Genomic DNA, 14,066 nt, shown 5'->3' on the forward strand with positions numbered 1-14,066 from the left:
CGATGGAGCGATACGCTAGTTCCCGGGATGGGGAACCGGTAGTCCGTAAATCAAGTCTCAGAGTCTCGCAGGTGGAACGATGAGTGGTGAGCCGGTGTTCGATCTGAACGAACTCTTCATCTACGCCAAGGTGGTCGAGCACGGCGGTTTCGCGCCTGCCGGACGGGTTCTGGGGATTCCCAAGTCGACGCTCAGCCGCAAGGTTGCCCAACTCGAGGCGCGCCTGGGTGTGCGCCTGTTGCAACGCTCGACCCGGCAGTTCCAGGTCACCGAGATCGGCCAGGCCTACTACCGGCATTGCGTGGCAATGACGGTGGAAGCCGAGGCCGCCGAGGACGTGATCGAGCAGAACCGTTCGGAACCTTGCGGCACGGTGCGGCTGACCTGTTCGACGCCGTTGCTGCACTTCGGACTGGCATCCATGCTGGCACGCTTCATGGCGCAGTACCCCAGCGTCGAGCTGTACGTGAAGACCTTCAACCGCCGCGTCGATGTGATCGCCGAAGGCTACGACCTGTCCCTGTCGCTGCGTTTCCCGCCGCTGGAGGACAGCGACCTGGTGATGAAGGTGCTGGCGCGCAGCCCGCAGCTGCTGGTGGCGAGCCCGGAACTGCTGGCGCGCTACCGTCCGCCGGAGCTGCCGGCCGATCTCTCGGCGATGCCTTACGTGGGCTGGGAGCGTTCGCGCCTGGACGGCAGCCTGCGCCTGGTCGGTCCGGACGGTAGCAGCGCCAGTCTCAACCTGCGCCCGCAATTGCTCAGCGACGACCTCGGCAGCCTGCGCCAGGCGGTGCTCGAAGGCGTCGGCATCGGCGGCCTGCCGTCCTGCGTGGTCGGCCGTGACCTGGCCGAGCGACGCCTGGTGCGGGTGCTGCCGTACTGGACGCCGGTGGAGGGCATGGTGGTGGCGATGTTTCCCTCGCGGCGCGGACTGTTGCCGTCGGTGCGCGCGCTGATCGACTTTCTCGGCGAGGCGTTTGGCGAGGCGCACCGCCGGCAGGTCGAAATCACCGAGGGGGCGATGCCGGAGCCGGCGCTCCATGGCTGACGCTCACCATGCTCGAGCCGCCCCGGCGGTTGTGCCGCCAACCGTCGGGGCGGCGGCCGGAGTCGCGGCGCCGTAGAGCTTCAGCAGTTCAAGGGTAACGCCGTTGGACCAGCCGAAGCCGTCCTGCAATGGATACTCGCCGCCACCGCCTCCACCCTGGCCGCCGCTGATGTCGTACTTCTCCACCAGCTTGCCCTCGCGTTCGTAGACTTGCCGCACCTGGGCGAGGAAACGCCGGCCGATGTCCGCCGCCAACCGGTCCCGGCCATACGCGCGCAGGCCCTGCACCGCGACCCACTGCAACGGCGCCCAGCCATTCGGCTCGTCCCATTGCTGGCCGCTGGCGCGGGTGGTGGTGGCCAGTCCGCCCGGGCGCAGCAGGTTGGCGGCGACGCTGCCGGCGGTACGTGCGGCGCGTTCGGCGCTGGCCAGGCCGGTGTACAGGGGGAAGAGGGTGGCGGCGTTGATCCGCTCGATGGGACGCCGGCGTTGCCAATCGTAATCGGCGTAGAAGCCGTCCGGGTGCCAGAGGTGCTCCTCGATGGCCTGGCGACGCTTCTCCGCTCGGGTGCCGTAGCCTCGCTCGCAGGCCTCCAGCGCGCTGCTGGCGCAGGCCTTGGCGATGGTGCGCTCGAGATGGTAGAGCAGGGCGTTGAGGTCCACCGGGACGATGGCGGTGGTGCGGATGCTGGCCAGTTCCCGGCCATCGTCCAGCCAGCGGGAGGAGAAGTCCCAGCCGCTTTCCGCGCCGGCCCGCAGGTCGCGATAGACCTCGCTGGCGGGACGCTGCGGGGCGCGCGCGGCGGTCGCCCGGTCTTCCAGGTAGGACTCCTGGCGCGGTGTGTCGCGGTTGTCCCAGTAGCGGTTGAGCAGGCTGCCATCGCCCAGTCTCACCACGCGCAGGCGCGCCTCGTTGGGGCGCAGTCCGGTGGAGCCTTGCATCCAGTAGGCATATTCCTTCTGTAGCTGCGGCAGGTAGCGGCGATACGCGGCGTCGCCTTCGCGCCGTGCCTGCAGGTCCACCATGTAGGCGAAGAAAGGCGGCTGCGAACGGCTCAGGTAGTAGCTGCGGTTGCCGTTGGGTATGTGCCCGTAGGTGTCGATCAGGTAGGCGAAGTTGTCGACCATGTCGCGCACGCGCTGGTGTTGCCCGCTTTCCGCAAGGCCGAGCATGGTGAAGTAGGAGTCCCAGTAGTAGACCTCGCGGAAACGTCCGCCGGGGACGACATAGGGTTTCGGCAAGGGCAGCAGGCTGCTGTGGGCCGGGACCTGCTCATAGTGACGGGTCAACGCCGGCCACAGGTCGCTGATGTGGCTGGCGAGGTCGGCACCCGCTTCGGGCGGGGCGGTCTCGACGCTGCCGGACTCTTCGAAGTTGCGCGCGACGAAGGCGCGCAGATCGAAGCCGGGGCGTTCCTTCTCGCTCAGGTAGTCGGCGCGGATCCGCGCGGGCTCGCGCAGCGGGAGCGCATCGACGAAGTGCTTCTGGTCGCTGAACAGCCGGCTTTCCTGCACGGCCTGGAACAGCTCGGGATAGGCCTGGTCGGGGGCGATCGCGCGTTCGCCGCTGGCGTCCTGCCAACCCCAGGACGCGGGTGGCGCTGGCGCCGGGCCCTGGCTGCAGGCCGCCAGCAGAAGCAGGGCCCAGGCCGCGAGCATGGCGCGGGGCAGAGTGGTTCGAGCGGGCATCGGCTGTCTCCTCTTCGCCAACGCCGGGCGCGGATCGGTCGCCGGCGGGGGCCTGGGTGGCGCGACAACCCGACGGGAGGGCCGGGGATGTCGCTATCCTGTTTCGGTGAGCCGCGCCGCACGAAGTTCCATCGAAAGGATCGCCAGCCTACCTATCGCTTTCGACAGGACCTTGCGGATGAACTCCAGCGCTTCGCGCAGGTCCGTCGCAGAAGGGGCGCGAGCCCCCAGTCGCCGTTTCGCCGTGCCGTTCCCCGCTGCCCGCGCCTTGCGCAGGGCCTCGGCGGTTCGAATCTCCTGCCCGTCCCTTCACGTCGGGAAGCCTGCGTTTCCCGAGAGGAGTGTTTCGCAATGGCCACCGCACTACGTTTCAGACCCCTGGACGCCTTCTACAACGTCCTCAACCCGGTTCCCTTCGGTTTCTTCGTCGCCGCCCTGGTCTTCGACGCCGCCTACTTCGCCACGGCGGAGGTGATGTGGGGCAAGAGCGCAGCCTGGTTGATCACCCTCGGCCTGCTCTTCGCCATCCTGCCCTGCGTTGTCGATCTGTTGCGCGTATGGCTGCTGCGGCGCGCGGCGGTCGTCGCGGCGGCCAGGGTTGCCTCGCTGCTGAAGTTCGCCGGCATCGTCCTGGCCATCTTCAATGCCTTCGTGCATAGCCGCGACGCCTATGGGGTGATGCCGGTCGGACTGTGGCTGTCGATCGCGACGGTGTTGCTGCTGGCGCTGGGAGAGGCGCTCCTGGCGGTATCCGAAGAGGAGGTGGCGCATGGCTAGCCTCCACTCGCTGCGCCCCGTCGCGCTTACCGTCGGCCTGGTCCTGGCCGGCTGCAACCAGGGATCGCCGAACGATCCGCAGCGGCAGACCGGCGCCAACCCGTCGCTCCCGGAGCCGAAACACTTCCTCCTGCCGCCGATGAAAGTGCCGGAAGGCGTGGGCTGGTCGGGAGAGGCCAGGCCGACGGTGGCGCAGGGCCTGAAGATCGAGAAGATCGCCGATGGCCTGCAGCACCCTCGCCAATTGCTGGTCCTGTCCAACGGCGATGTACTGGTGGTGGAGGCCAACTCGCCCGGCACCGCGCCGGTGACCACGCCGAAACAGCTCATCGCGGGGATGGTCAAGGGTCAGTCCGGCAAGGCCGGCAAGGGCGGCAACCGCATCACCCTGCTGCGCCGCGCCGACGGCGGAGGCCACTGGCAGAAATACCTGTTCCTTGAGGGGCTGGACTCGCCGTTCGGCGTGCAACAGGTGGGGAACTACCTGTATGTCGCCAATACCGGAAACATCATGCGCTACCGCTACGTTCCCGGCGAAACCCGCATCGCCGGCCCCGGGATGGAGTTCACCGACCTGCCGGACACCATCAACCACCACTGGACCAAGGCCCTGCTCGCCAGCCCGGACGGACGCAAGCTCTACGTCGGCGTCGGTTCGAACAGCAACATCACCGAAAACGGCGCGGCGATCGAATACCGTCGTGCGGCGATTCTCGAGGTGGACGTCGCCAGTCGCGGCAGCCGCATCTACGCCTCCGGCCTGCGCAACCCGACCGGCCTGCAGTGGGAACCGGTCTCCGGCAAGCTGTGGACCATCGTCAACGAGCGCGACGAGATCGGCAACGACCTGGTCCCGGACTACCTGACCTCGGTACGGGAAGGCGGCTTCTACGGCTGGCCCTACAGCTACTTCGGCCAGCACCTGGATCCGCGGGTGAGGCCGCAGCGTCCCGATCTGGTGGCGAAGGCCATCGTTCCCGACTACGCACTGGGTTCCCACGTGGCCGCGCTGGGCCTGTTCTTCTATACCGGCGACCAGTTGCCGGAGCGCTATCGCAACGGCGCCTTCGTCAGCGAGCACGGTAGCTGGAACCGCTCGCCGGTCAGCGGCTTCCAGGTGGTTCACGTGCCGTTCGTCGATGGCAAGCCCGCCGGAGCGCCGCAGCCGGTGGTGACCGGGTTCGTCTCCGCCGACGAGAAGCAGCTGTTCGGCGCGCCGGTGGGCTTGGCGCAAGCGGATGATGGGGCGCTGCTGATCGCCGATGACGTCGGCAACGCCATCTGGCGGGTGAGCGCCGCGGGCGCCGACTAGCGGCCGGGCCGACGATAACCGGGCCGGTGGCGACGCTCCGGCCTGGTCTCCGACCCCTCGACCCGGCGCAGTAAATCCGTGCGGCCCTCCTGCGTCTCCTCTGCATCCGATCCGTGAATGTCGCCACAGGCGTGCGGATCGCCGGTTGCCAGTGGAACACCACCACGCCTCGAGGGTTGAAGACATGCACGTCGCCACCAGCGTCATCGAAGACCAGCCGCTCCGCGCCACCCCGGCGGAGGGCGAAACGCTCTATGAATTTTCCGAGTCGCCCCTGCTGCAACGGCAGAGCCGCCAGGAGTCCAACGCGCGCAGCTATCCGCGACGGATTCCGCTGGCGCTGAAGAAGGCCAGGGGGCTGCTGGTGGAGGACGTCGAGGGGCGCACCTTCATCGATTGCCTGGCTGGCGCCGGGACCCTGGCGCTGGGGCACAACCATCCGGTGGTGATCGAAGCGATCCGCCAGGTCCTGGCCGACGAGTTGCCGCTGCACACCCTCGACCTGACCACCCCGGTGAAGGACCAGTTCGTCCAGGACCTGTTCGGTCTGCTGCCGCCGGCGCTGGCCACCGAGGCGAAGATCCAGTTCTGCGGCCCGACCGGCACCGACGCGGTGGAAGCCGCGCTGAAGCTGGTACGCACCGCCACCGGACGCAGCACCATCCTGTCGTTCCAGGGCGGCTACCACGGCATGAGCCAGGGCGCGCTGGGGCTGATGGGCAACCTCGGGCCGAAGAAACCCCTGGGCGCGCTGCTCAGCACGGGCGTGCAGTTCCTGCCGTATCCCTACGACTACCGCTGCCCGTTCGGCCTCGGCGGCGAGGCCGGGGTCAAGGCCAACCTGCATTACCTGGAGAACCTGCTGAACGATCCGGAGGGCGGCGTGCAACTGCCGGCGGCGGTGATCGTCGAGGTGGTCCAGGGCGAGGGCGGCGTGGTCCCGGCCGACCTCGACTGGCTGCGCGGCCTGCGGCGGATCACCGAGAAAGCCGGGGTGGCGCTGATCGTCGACGAGATCCAGAGCGGCTTCGCCCGAACCGGCAGGATGTTCGCCTTCGAGCACGCCGGCATCGTCCCGGACGTGGTGGTGCTGTCCAAGGCCATCGGCGGCAGCCTGCCGCTGGCGGTGGTGGTCTACCGCGAATGGCTGGACAAGTGGCAGCCCGGCGCCCACGCCGGTACCTTCCGTGGCAACCAGATGGCCATGGCCGCCGGCTCGGCGGTGATGCGCTATCTCCGGGAGCACGACCTGGCGGCCCACGCGGCGGCCATGGGCGAGCGCCTGGCCGAGCACCTGCGCATCCTCCAGCGCGACTATCCGCAACTGGGCGACATCCGCGGTCGTGGCCTGATGCTCGGCGCCGAGATCGTCGATCCGCAGGGTGTCGCGGATGCCCTCGGCCACCCGCCGAGCGATGGCGCGCTGGCCTCGCGGGTCCAGCGCGAATGCCTGAGGCGCGGCCTGATCCTCGAGCTGGGCGGCCGCCACGGCAGCGTGGTGCGCTTCCTGCCGCCGCTGGTCATCAGCGCCGAGCAGATCGACGAGGTGGCCCGGCGCTTCGCCCGTGCCCTCGGCGCGGCGCTGGCCGGCTAATTTTCCCGCCGGGCTTTTCGTTATCCAACGCAAGGGCCGTGCTGCGCGCGGCCGTTCGATCCCATCAGGAGCAAGCAATGACTTCAGTGTTCGACCGTGACGACATCCAGTTCCAGGTAGTGGTCAACCATGAGGAGCAGTATTCCATCTGGCCGGAATACAAGGAGATTCCCCAGGGCTGGCGGGCGGCCGGCAAGAGCGGGCTGAAGAAGGACTGCCTGGCCTACATCGAGGAAGTCTGGACCGACATGCGCCCGCTGAGCCTGCGCCAGCACATGGACAAGGCGGCCGGCTGAGTGGGCGGCATGCCCGTACGGCTGTTCTGCCTGCCGTATTCCGGCGCTAGCGCCATGACCTACAGCCGCTGGCGACGCAAGCTGCCGGCCTGGCTGGCAGTGCGTCCGGTGGAATTACCGGGGCGTGGGGCGCGGATGGCCGAGCCGCTGCAGACCGACCTGGCGGGCCTGGCGCAGCAACTGGCGCGCGAGCTGCACGACGAGGTCCGCCAGGGCCCCTACGCGATACTCGGGCACAGCCTCGGCGCCTTGCTCGCCTGCGAGGTGCTGTATGCCTTGCGCGAGCTGGATTGCCCGACGCCGCTGGGGTTCTTCGCCTGCGGCACCGCGGCGCCGTCGCGACGCGCCGAGTATGACCGCGGTTTCGCCGAACCGAAGAGCGACGCCGAGCTGATCGCCGACCTGCGCGACCTGCAAGGTACGCCGGAAGAGGTGCTGGGCAACCGCGAGCTGATGAGCCTGACCCTGCCGATCCTGCGCGCCGATTTCCTGCTCTGCGGCAGCTATCGCCACCAGCGGCGCCCGCCGCTGGCCTGCCCGATCCAAACGCTTGGCGGCAGGGAGGACAAGGCCAGCGAGGAACAGTTGCTGGCCTGGGCCGAGGAAACCCGCAGCGGTTTCGAACTGGAGCTGTTCGACGGCGGGCACTTCTTCATCCACCAGCGCGAGGCCGAGGTGCTGGCGGTCGTCGAGCGCCAGGTCGAGGCCTGGCGCGCGGGGCAGGGCGCCGCGGCGTTGGCGATCGAGGCGGCGGCGATCTGCTGATGCCCGCGAGGGCGCCATAGGCCCTGCGGCGGCTCCGATGTCGACGAAAAAAGGCCGGTGAGCAGCGCTCCCCGGCCTTTTTCGTTACGACGCGCGGCTCAGCCTTTACCGGCCAGCAGCCCTTCGACTATCGCTTGCATGTCACTTTCCAGGCCGGCCACCGGGTCCGCCGCCTCGGTGTCCACCACTACCAGGCGTGCGCCGCTGGCGGCGATGGCATCGGCGAGAGGCCTGGGTGGCTGGCGGTGATGCAGGACCAGGGCGATGTCCTCGCTCTTCAGCTCCTCGGCGAAGGCCTGGATACTGGCCTCGGTCCAGCCATCGTCGGCCTGGATCTCCACGTCCAGCGGGTCCAGGTTGAGCCCGGCGAGCAGGTAGCCGAGGCGTTCGGAGAGGCTGATCACGCTGAGGTTGTCGGCCTTCGCCAGGCGATTCTCGTTGCTGGCGGTCGCTTCCAGCAATTGCTTCTTCAGCGTCGCCAGGTTGGCCTGGATGGTCGCTGCGGCGTCGGGCGCCAGGCGTTCCAGGTCGCTGGCGAGGACATCGGCCATGCGTCCCAGGTTGCTCGGGTTGAGCCAGGGGTAGGCATGCAGGTCGCTGCCGGGGCGCAGGGCGATGCCGGGCAGGGCGCCGTCCACCGGACGCGCGGCGTCGATCTCGACGATGCGGATGTTGCTGCGGCGGGCCAGCGGGTAGAGCGGGTCGTCGCTCCAGATCGAGCGCAGGTCGATCACCGCGTCGGCCTGCCCGGCGGCCTTGGCCAGTCCGCCGGCGCCGCGCCCGGCGAAGAACGAGGCCTGGCGGCTGGCCGGCAGGTTGGCCGGGGCGACCCGTTGCAGCTTGACCTCGGTGTCCCGCAGCAGGCGTTCGGCGAGGGCGTGGGTGACCGGCAGGCTGGCCAGTACCGTGACTTGCGCGGACTGGGCCGCGGCCGGCGTCGCGGCGAGGGCCGGGAGCGGGCCGGCGAGTCCGGCGCAAGCCAGGGCCAGGGCGAGGCAATGGGGTTTCAGGTTCATCCGGGGGTTCCTTTCAGGTGCGGCAGGCAGCCGCGAGCGATGGCGGCGAGGCCGAAGGCCAGGCCGGCGACCAGGATGATCGCGGCGCCGGAGGGAATCGGCAGGTCGAACATGATCGGCAACAGGATACCGGCCAGCGTGCTGACGGTGGCGATCAGCACTGCCAGCCAGAAGAACCCTTTCAGCGACTGGCTGACCAGGCGCGCCGCCGCCGCCGGGATCACCAGCAGGGCCCCGACCAGGATCGCGCCGATCACTTTCACCGCGGCGACGGTGACCAGGGTCACCAGGGCCACGAACAGGTAGTCCAGGCTCTTCACCGCGACCCCGCGCACCGCCGCCAGTTGTGGGTTGAAGCTGGCCAGCATGATGCGGTTGTACAGCGGCAGGGCCAGGCACGGCACCAGCACGGCGACTGCCGCCAGCACCGCGAGGTCATGGCCGTTCACGGTCAGCACCGAGCCGAACAGGACGTTCTCGAGAATATGCACGTTGATCCTGCCGGCCAGCACCAGCAGCAGGCTGGCGCCGAGCGCCAGGGACACCGAGAGGAACACCCCGATCAGGGTGTCCGGGGCCAGGCCGGTGCGGTTGCGCAGGTAGTTGAGCAGGACGCCGAACAGCAGGCAGTAGCCGAACAGGCTGCCGTAGGGCCCGGTGTAGGGTTCGCCGAGAAGGATGCCGATGGCCACGCCGGTGAGCGCGGCGTGGCCGACCGCCTCGGAGAAGAAGGCGAAGCGCTTGACCACCACCAGGGTGCCGAGGCCGCCGAGCACCGGGCCGATCAGCAGGCCGGCGAGCAGGGCGTTGACGACGAAGCCGTAGGCCAGGGTCTCCGGCAGGTAGCCGGCGGCGGCCCAGGCCTGGACGGCCTGGCGCAGTTGTTCGTAGGCGTCGTTCATCGGCTGGCCTCCGCGTTCTTCCGCGGCTGGGTGGAGAACAGCGTGAGCAGGCGTTCCGGGGTCAGGCTGCTGGCCGCCGGACCGTCGAACAGCAGGTGGCGGTTGAGACCGCTGACCCGGTCGGCGAGGCGGCCGACGGCCTCCAGGTCGTGCTCGATCCAGAGCACGGTGACGCCGGCCTGGCGCCAGTCCAGCAACAGCCGTTCGAAGACCTGGATGCCGCCCTCGTCGAGGGCCGACATCGGTTCGTCCAGCACCAGCAGTTGCGGCGGCGGTACCAGGCCCTGGGCCAGCAGCACGCGCTGGCGCTCGCCGCCGGAGAGGGCGCCCATGCGCCGACTGCGCTTGGCCAGCATGCCGACCCGCTCCAGGGCCGCGTCGATCGCCGGGCGCCGGCTGCGCGACAGGCCGAGGAAGGCCGGACGACGCTGGCACATGGCGGCCATGAAGTCGTCGACGGTGAGCGGCAGTCCGCGGTCGAACTCCAGCGCCTGCGGTACGTAGCCGATGCAGCCGGGCGCGCCGGGCCACTCCAGGCGCAGTTCGCCGCGATGCGGCATCTGTCCGAGCAGGGTCTTGACCAGCGAGCTCTTGCCGCCGCCGTTCGGACCGACCAGCGCGTGCACGCTGCCGGCCTCGACGCGCAGGCGCACGCCATCGAGGATGCGGCTGCCGCCGAGGCTCAGGTCGATCCCGGCGAAGTCGATGGCCGGCCCGCAAGGCGTGGCGCAAAGCCGTTCGGCCACGGTCATGCGCCGGATTCCTGGATGGCGCGGACCACGGTGTCGAGGTTGCGCGCCATTTCTTCCTCGTACTTGCCGGCGCTGTAGTCGCCATAGGAAATGTGCGACAGCGAATAGAGCTTCACCCCGGACTCGCGCTGGATGGTCTCGACGTAGGTGGAGGGGAAGTCGATCTCGGAGAAGATCACCTTCACGTCCAGCGCCTTGAGCTGGTCGATGGTCTTCTTCAACTGGCTCGGACTCGGCTCGATGCCGTGGGCCGGTTCGACCACGGCGGTGACCTCCAGGCCGAACTCGCGCAGCAGGTAGTCGTAGGCGCCGTGGATGGTGGCGACGCGGAAGTCGGCGGCCGGGGCCTTGTTCAGCCGCGCCAGGGCGTCGGCGCGCAGGGCCCGCAGGCGCTTGGCGTAGGCCCGGGCGTTGCGGGTGTAGGCCTTGGCGTTGGCCGGGTCGAGTTTGCCCAGTTCGCGGGCGATGGTGTTGACCTGGGTGATCGAGGCGCTGATGGACAGGAAGGTGTGCGGGTTGACCACCTTGCCGGCGCCGCGCGCGGCCATGCCGGTGGCGGCCAGCAGCGGCACCTTGGCGTTGGCCTCGATCACCGGGATGCCGGGCTTTTCGCTGGAGGCGATCATGCGCTCGGCGAAATCGTCGTGGCCGACGCCGTTGAGCACCACCACGTCGAGCGTGCCGATGCGCTTGATGTCCTCGGCGCGCGGCTCGTAGGCATGTGGGTTGAAACCGGCGGGGATCAGCGGCACCACCTCGGCCTTGTCGCCGACGATGTTGCTCACGTAGCTGTAGTAGGGGTGCAGGGTGATGCCGATGCGCAAGCGCTTGCCGTCTTCGGCCAGGGCCAGCGGGGCGAGCAGGGCCAGCAGCAGGGCGGCCGGCAGGGCGCGGCCCGGGACCAGGCCGCGCAGGAGGGAGGACAGACGGGAGAACAGCATGGGAAATCGCCTTCTGTGGAGTCGGTGAGCGGTCAATGGCGGTGCTGGCGGGTCACGCCGGCGTCGAAGCGGCTGACCACCTGGCGCCAGCCGGCATCGGCCAGGGCTCGGGCGTCGCCCGGTACGGCGCCGGCCGCGGCGGGCTTCAGCCAGACCTCGGTGGGGCCGAGCAGCAGGAGGAACGAACCGGCCACCCCGGGCTTGCCGCTGACGCCCAGGTAGCTCGGACGCCCGGCGGTTTCGCCGTGGCTCCAGCGGTGCTCGCCGCGACTGCTCGCGGCGACGTCGGCGACGAAGGGCGGGAAGCCCTCGGCGGCCAGTTCGTCGACGGAGGCCGCGGCTTCGCCGTCGTCCAGGCGCGCCTGGATGTCTTCGGCGGCGACCTGCAGGTCGGCGTAGATGCCCTGTTCGGCGGCATTCAGGTCGAGTCGGGCGTCCACCTGGTGGGGCTCCAGGGCTTGCGCTTCATGGGACTGCTGGCGCAGCCCGACCACCGTGGCGGCGAGGGCCAGGATCAGCACACTGCCGAGCAGTACGTAGAGGGTCTCGTGGCCGGCGCCGGCCGGGCGGACGGTTTCGACGCTCATGGCGCGGCGATGTCGGCGTGGTCGATTTCCACCACGTGGCCGGGGCCGGCGTCGAACAGCACGTAGAACTCGCCCTCGGGACGCTTGAAGGTCAGGGTCGAGTCGGCGCCGAGCTTGCCGGGAACCAGGATCTGCTCGTCGTAGCCGATCACGTCGAGGGTTACGCCGGGGGCGCCGCTGCCGTCGGAGAAGCCGCCCTTGCAGCGGATCTCGCCGGCCTGCACTTCCTCGCATTCGCAGATCGGGTTGTGCGCCAGGGCCGCGCCGCTCAGGCCTAGCAACAGGGCGGCCAGGGGCAGGCGCCAGGGGCGGGTGTAGATGCTCATTGCTTACCTCGTTTGTTCAGCCAGGCCACGGTGGCGGGGGATGCCTCGGCCAGGGGAATGGAAGCCTGGTGCATGGAGCCGTCCCAGCCTTCCATGGTGATCCACAGCTCGGCGTCGGGCCGGGTGCGCGGCGGGATCGGCACGCTGGTGCCCATGCGGTAGGGGCTGCCGAAGAAGATCACCCCGGCGGCACGCAGGCTGCGCGGCTTGCCGATGCGCAGGTAGGTCGCCTTGACCTGGGGAATGCAGGCCTGGCAGAGGGCGGCATTGAAGTCCTTCATGAAGCCGGCGGGGCCTTCGTCGTGCGGCGGTTCGATACGCATTTCCGCCAGGCGCAGGCTCCAGGGGCCGACCTGGATCTCGCCTGCCTCTCGTTCGCCGAGGCCGCTGGTGCCGCGGAACAGTGCGACGTCGGCGAAATAACGCGGCATGAAACCGAGCGGGATCAGGATCAGCAGAACGTTCAGGTGGAAACGCCAGCGCAGCCAGAACTGGCGCAGCGGCGAAACGGGCTGGGCAACGGCGGCCTTGCTCATGGCTGTCCCTCCGCGGTCTGGTTGGCTATTACCGGCGCCGGCTTGGCCGGTTTCGGCTGGCGCGCCGGGCGCTTGCCGCGCTTGACCAGCGCGGCGGTGGCCTGTGCGGTGCGTTTGCTCCAGATCAGCAGGCCGCTGAGCACCATCATGCTCAGCAGCAGGCCGAAGACGAACCAGATCAGCTTGACCCAGATACCGCCGAAATCGCCGGTGTGCAGGGGGCGCATGGATTCGGTGACGAACTCCAGCGGGGTGCGGTCGCCGAGCAGGCGGGAAGACTCGATCCTGCCGTTGTAGGGATTGATCGCCGCCGACTGGTACATCAGCGGGTACCAGCCGCGGCCATAGACATAGAGCGGGCTGTAGGCGTTGCCTGGGAGGAACAGCCCGCTGGCTTCCAGTCCGGAAATGTCCCGGGTGGCGATGCGCACGGCTTCGTCGAGGTCGATCTGCGCCGCCGGCTGGCCGGAAGGCGAGAGCGGCACTTCGCTGCGGGCGATGACCGGCGGCGGGCCTTCGCTGGAGAGGGTGATGTGATTGTCGGCGAGAATCGCCTGGATCAGGAACCAGGTGCCGGTGATGGAGATCACGGCGATGAACCAGATCGACCAGATGCCGCCCAGGCGGTGGAAATCGCCCCAGAAGATGCGCGCGCCCTGGCTGATACGCAGACGCGGTCTGAAGAATCCCTTCCAGAATCGTTTATAGACCACCAGACCGGTGACCAGCGAGGCCAGCATCGGCAGTCCGAGTAGCGAGACCAGGTACCAGCCCCAGCTGTAGCCGTTGTCGAACGGCATCAGCCACCAGCCGTGCAGGGCGCGGGTGAACTGGCGGAAATCGAAGTGCGGGCTCTTGCCCTGGATGGCACCGGTGTAGGGATTCACGTAGAGCGCCGCGCTGCTGCCATCGGGATGGCTGACATCGACGGTCAGGGCGAAGTGGGATTCGTCGGGGCGTTCGATCGATTCGACCTTCAGCTCGGGCCGGGCCTGGTTGATGGCGGCGAGGACCTGGCTGTAGCTCAGCGGTTCGGCGGCGTCGCTCGGCTTGCTGGCACGGATTTCCGGGTTGGCCAGCCAGACGATCTCCTGGCTGACCACCGCCAGGGTGCCGGTGACGCAGACGATCAGGACGAAGAACCAGATGGGCAGGGCCAGCCAGCTGTGGACGAGGAACCAGAGTCTGGAGCGGGACTTTTTCGACATGAGGCTAACGGTAGGTTAGAGGCCGCTGGCGCGGTCCATGGGTTTCGAGGACTGGATACGCCCCGTTCATCGATATAGGACGAATGAGTCGCGCAGAACCTGAAAGGGAAGATGAAAGCAAATGTTTCCCAATGGCTTTCGTGCCCGTCCCGAAGGATTTCTTCGTCATTTGCCTAAGCGCCTGATGGCTATGCAAAAAACCGATCGGCCAAGGTGCGGCCGGAAGTCGCTGCCCGGTTAATTTTCACGATGTGTCGTCCGTTTCACATGAATGACCGAGCCCCGCGCTCGCTGCCCATGTGCACGGAAGAAGACCG

15 protein-coding genes are annotated in these 14,066 nt (G+C 68.6%); 6 read left to right on the top strand and 9 right to left on the bottom strand.

The features are described 5' to 3' along the window. Window positions 1–79 precede the first annotated feature (79 nt). Window positions 80–1,048, top strand: a complete 969-nt coding sequence (locus tag PSPA7_RS13530; protein ID WP_012075650.1) for a LysR substrate-binding domain-containing protein — start codon at window positions 80–82, stop codon at window positions 1,046–1,048. A gap of 3 nt (window positions 1,049–1,051) precedes the next feature. Here PSPA7_RS13530 and treA read toward each other — a convergent pair whose 3' ends face one another. After that, on the bottom strand, window positions 1,052–2,737 hold the full coding sequence (gene treA / locus PSPA7_RS13535) for an alpha,alpha-trehalase TreA (protein WP_012075651.1): 1,686 nt from the start codon (window positions 2,735–2,737) through the stop codon (window positions 1,052–1,054). Window positions 2,738–3,088: 351 nt separating this feature from the next. On the opposite strand from treA, the gene PSPA7_RS13540 reads away from it, so the two are divergent. From PSPA7_RS13540 to PSPA7_RS13560, 5 genes are all read left to right on the top strand, one after another. Continuing rightward, a complete protein-coding gene (locus PSPA7_RS13540) occupies window positions 3,089–3,514 on the top strand; it encodes a DUF2231 domain-containing protein (protein ID WP_003155282.1) in 426 nt (141 codons plus the stop codon). Further along, entirely contained in the window at window positions 3,507–4,826 is a 1,320-nt protein-coding gene (locus tag PSPA7_RS13545; RefSeq protein ID WP_012075652.1) for a PQQ-dependent sugar dehydrogenase, read from the top strand. Before PSPA7_RS13540 ends, PSPA7_RS13545 begins: the two co-directional genes overlap by 8 nt. A gap of 184 nt (window positions 4,827–5,010) precedes the next feature. After that, window positions 5,011–6,420, top strand: coding sequence for an aspartate aminotransferase family protein (locus tag PSPA7_RS13550; protein WP_012075653.1), 1,410 nt, complete (start codon window positions 5,011–5,013; stop codon window positions 6,418–6,420). 77 nt (window positions 6,421–6,497) lie between these two features. Then, complete coding sequence (locus tag PSPA7_RS13555) at window positions 6,498–6,716, top strand: MbtH family protein (protein WP_003089636.1); 219 nt, start codon at window positions 6,498–6,500, stop codon at window positions 6,714–6,716. Further along, a complete protein-coding gene (locus PSPA7_RS13560) occupies window positions 6,717–7,481 on the top strand; it encodes a thioesterase II family protein (RefSeq protein WP_012075654.1) in 765 nt (254 codons plus the stop codon). It abuts the gene before it with no gap. Window positions 7,482–7,579: 98 nt separating this feature from the next. Here PSPA7_RS13560 and PSPA7_RS13565 read toward each other — a convergent pair whose 3' ends face one another. From PSPA7_RS13565 to PSPA7_RS13600, 8 genes are read right to left on the bottom strand one after another with little or no spacing between them, the layout of a single operon-like run. Further along, window positions 7,580–8,497, bottom strand: coding sequence for a metal ABC transporter solute-binding protein, Zn/Mn family (locus PSPA7_RS13565; protein ID WP_012075655.1), 918 nt, complete (start codon window positions 8,495–8,497; stop codon window positions 7,580–7,582). Next, window positions 8,494–9,399, bottom strand: coding sequence for a metal ABC transporter permease (locus tag PSPA7_RS13570; protein ID WP_012075656.1), 906 nt, complete (start codon window positions 9,397–9,399; stop codon window positions 8,494–8,496). Before PSPA7_RS13570 ends, PSPA7_RS13565 begins: the two co-directional genes overlap by 4 nt. Beyond that, a complete protein-coding gene (locus PSPA7_RS13575; protein WP_012075657.1) occupies window positions 9,396–10,151 on the bottom strand; it encodes a metal ABC transporter ATP-binding protein in 756 nt (251 codons plus the stop codon). Before PSPA7_RS13575 ends, PSPA7_RS13570 begins: the two co-directional genes overlap by 4 nt. Then, window positions 10,148–11,092, bottom strand: coding sequence for a metal ABC transporter substrate-binding protein (locus PSPA7_RS13580; RefSeq protein ID WP_012075658.1), 945 nt, complete (start codon window positions 11,090–11,092; stop codon window positions 10,148–10,150). The genes PSPA7_RS13575 and PSPA7_RS13580 overlap by 4 nt, the downstream gene beginning before the upstream one ends. A 32-nt stretch (window positions 11,093–11,124) precedes the next feature. Continuing rightward, complete coding sequence (locus tag PSPA7_RS13585) at window positions 11,125–11,679, bottom strand: DUF6162 family protein (protein WP_012075659.1); 555 nt, start codon at window positions 11,677–11,679, stop codon at window positions 11,125–11,127. Beyond that, entirely contained in the window at window positions 11,676–12,005 is a 330-nt protein-coding gene (locus tag PSPA7_RS13590) for a hypothetical protein (protein WP_012075660.1), read from the bottom strand. Before PSPA7_RS13590 ends, PSPA7_RS13585 begins: the two co-directional genes overlap by 4 nt. Next, window positions 12,002–12,541 carry a PA2404 family protein gene (locus PSPA7_RS13595; RefSeq protein WP_003089621.1) on the bottom strand — a complete coding sequence of 180 codons (540 nt, stop codon included), beginning with the start codon at window positions 12,539–12,541 and terminating at the stop codon, window positions 12,002–12,004. Before PSPA7_RS13595 ends, PSPA7_RS13590 begins: the two co-directional genes overlap by 4 nt. Then, window positions 12,538–13,749, bottom strand: coding sequence for a PepSY-associated TM helix domain-containing protein (locus PSPA7_RS13600; RefSeq protein ID WP_012075661.1), 1,212 nt, complete (start codon window positions 13,747–13,749; stop codon window positions 12,538–12,540). The genes PSPA7_RS13595 and PSPA7_RS13600 overlap by 4 nt, the downstream gene beginning before the upstream one ends. Between the last annotated feature and the right edge of the window lie 317 nt (window positions 13,750–14,066).

The sequence above is a fragment of the Pseudomonas paraeruginosa PA7 genome (genome assembly GCF_000017205.1).
Lineage (GTDB): Bacteria > Pseudomonadota > Gammaproteobacteria > Pseudomonadales > Pseudomonadaceae > Pseudomonas > Pseudomonas paraeruginosa.

What these genes read in the sequence shown, in the direction of transcription:
- PSPA7_RS13530 (WP_012075650.1), top strand. Translation starts at nt 80, where the DNA reads ATGAGTGGTGAGCCGGTGTTCGATCTGAACGAACTCTTCATCTACGCC.
- treA (WP_012075651.1), bottom strand. Translation starts at nt 2,737, where the DNA reads ATGCCCGCTCGAACCACTCTGCCCCGCGCCATGCTCGCGGCCTGGGCC.
- PSPA7_RS13540 (WP_003155282.1), top strand. Translation starts at nt 3,089, where the DNA reads ATGGCCACCGCACTACGTTTCAGACCCCTGGACGCCTTCTACAACGTC.
- PSPA7_RS13545 (WP_012075652.1), top strand. Translation starts at nt 3,507, where the DNA reads ATGGCTAGCCTCCACTCGCTGCGCCCCGTCGCGCTTACCGTCGGCCTG.
- PSPA7_RS13550 (WP_012075653.1), top strand. Translation starts at nt 5,011, where the DNA reads ATGCACGTCGCCACCAGCGTCATCGAAGACCAGCCGCTCCGCGCCACC.
- PSPA7_RS13555 (WP_003089636.1), top strand. Translation starts at nt 6,498, where the DNA reads ATGACTTCAGTGTTCGACCGTGACGACATCCAGTTCCAGGTAGTGGTC.
- PSPA7_RS13565 (WP_012075655.1), bottom strand. Translation starts at nt 8,497, where the DNA reads ATGAACCTGAAACCCCATTGCCTCGCCCTGGCCCTGGCTTGCGCCGGA.
- PSPA7_RS13570 (WP_012075656.1), bottom strand. Translation starts at nt 9,399, where the DNA reads ATGAACGACGCCTACGAACAACTGCGCCAGGCCGTCCAGGCCTGGGCC.
- PSPA7_RS13575 (WP_012075657.1), bottom strand. Translation starts at nt 10,151, where the DNA reads ATGACCGTGGCCGAACGGCTTTGCGCCACGCCTTGCGGGCCGGCCATC.
- PSPA7_RS13580 (WP_012075658.1), bottom strand. Translation starts at nt 11,092, where the DNA reads ATGCTGTTCTCCCGTCTGTCCTCCCTCCTGCGCGGCCTGGTCCCGGGC.
- PSPA7_RS13585 (WP_012075659.1), bottom strand. Translation starts at nt 11,679, where the DNA reads ATGAGCGTCGAAACCGTCCGCCCGGCCGGCGCCGGCCACGAGACCCTC.
- PSPA7_RS13590 (WP_012075660.1), bottom strand. Translation starts at nt 12,005, where the DNA reads ATGAGCATCTACACCCGCCCCTGGCGCCTGCCCCTGGCCGCCCTGTTG.
- PSPA7_RS13595 (WP_003089621.1), bottom strand. Translation starts at nt 12,541, where the DNA reads ATGAGCAAGGCCGCCGTTGCCCAGCCCGTTTCGCCGCTGCGCCAGTTC.
- PSPA7_RS13600 (WP_012075661.1), bottom strand. Translation starts at nt 13,749, where the DNA reads ATGTCGAAAAAGTCCCGCTCCAGACTCTGGTTCCTCGTCCACAGCTGG.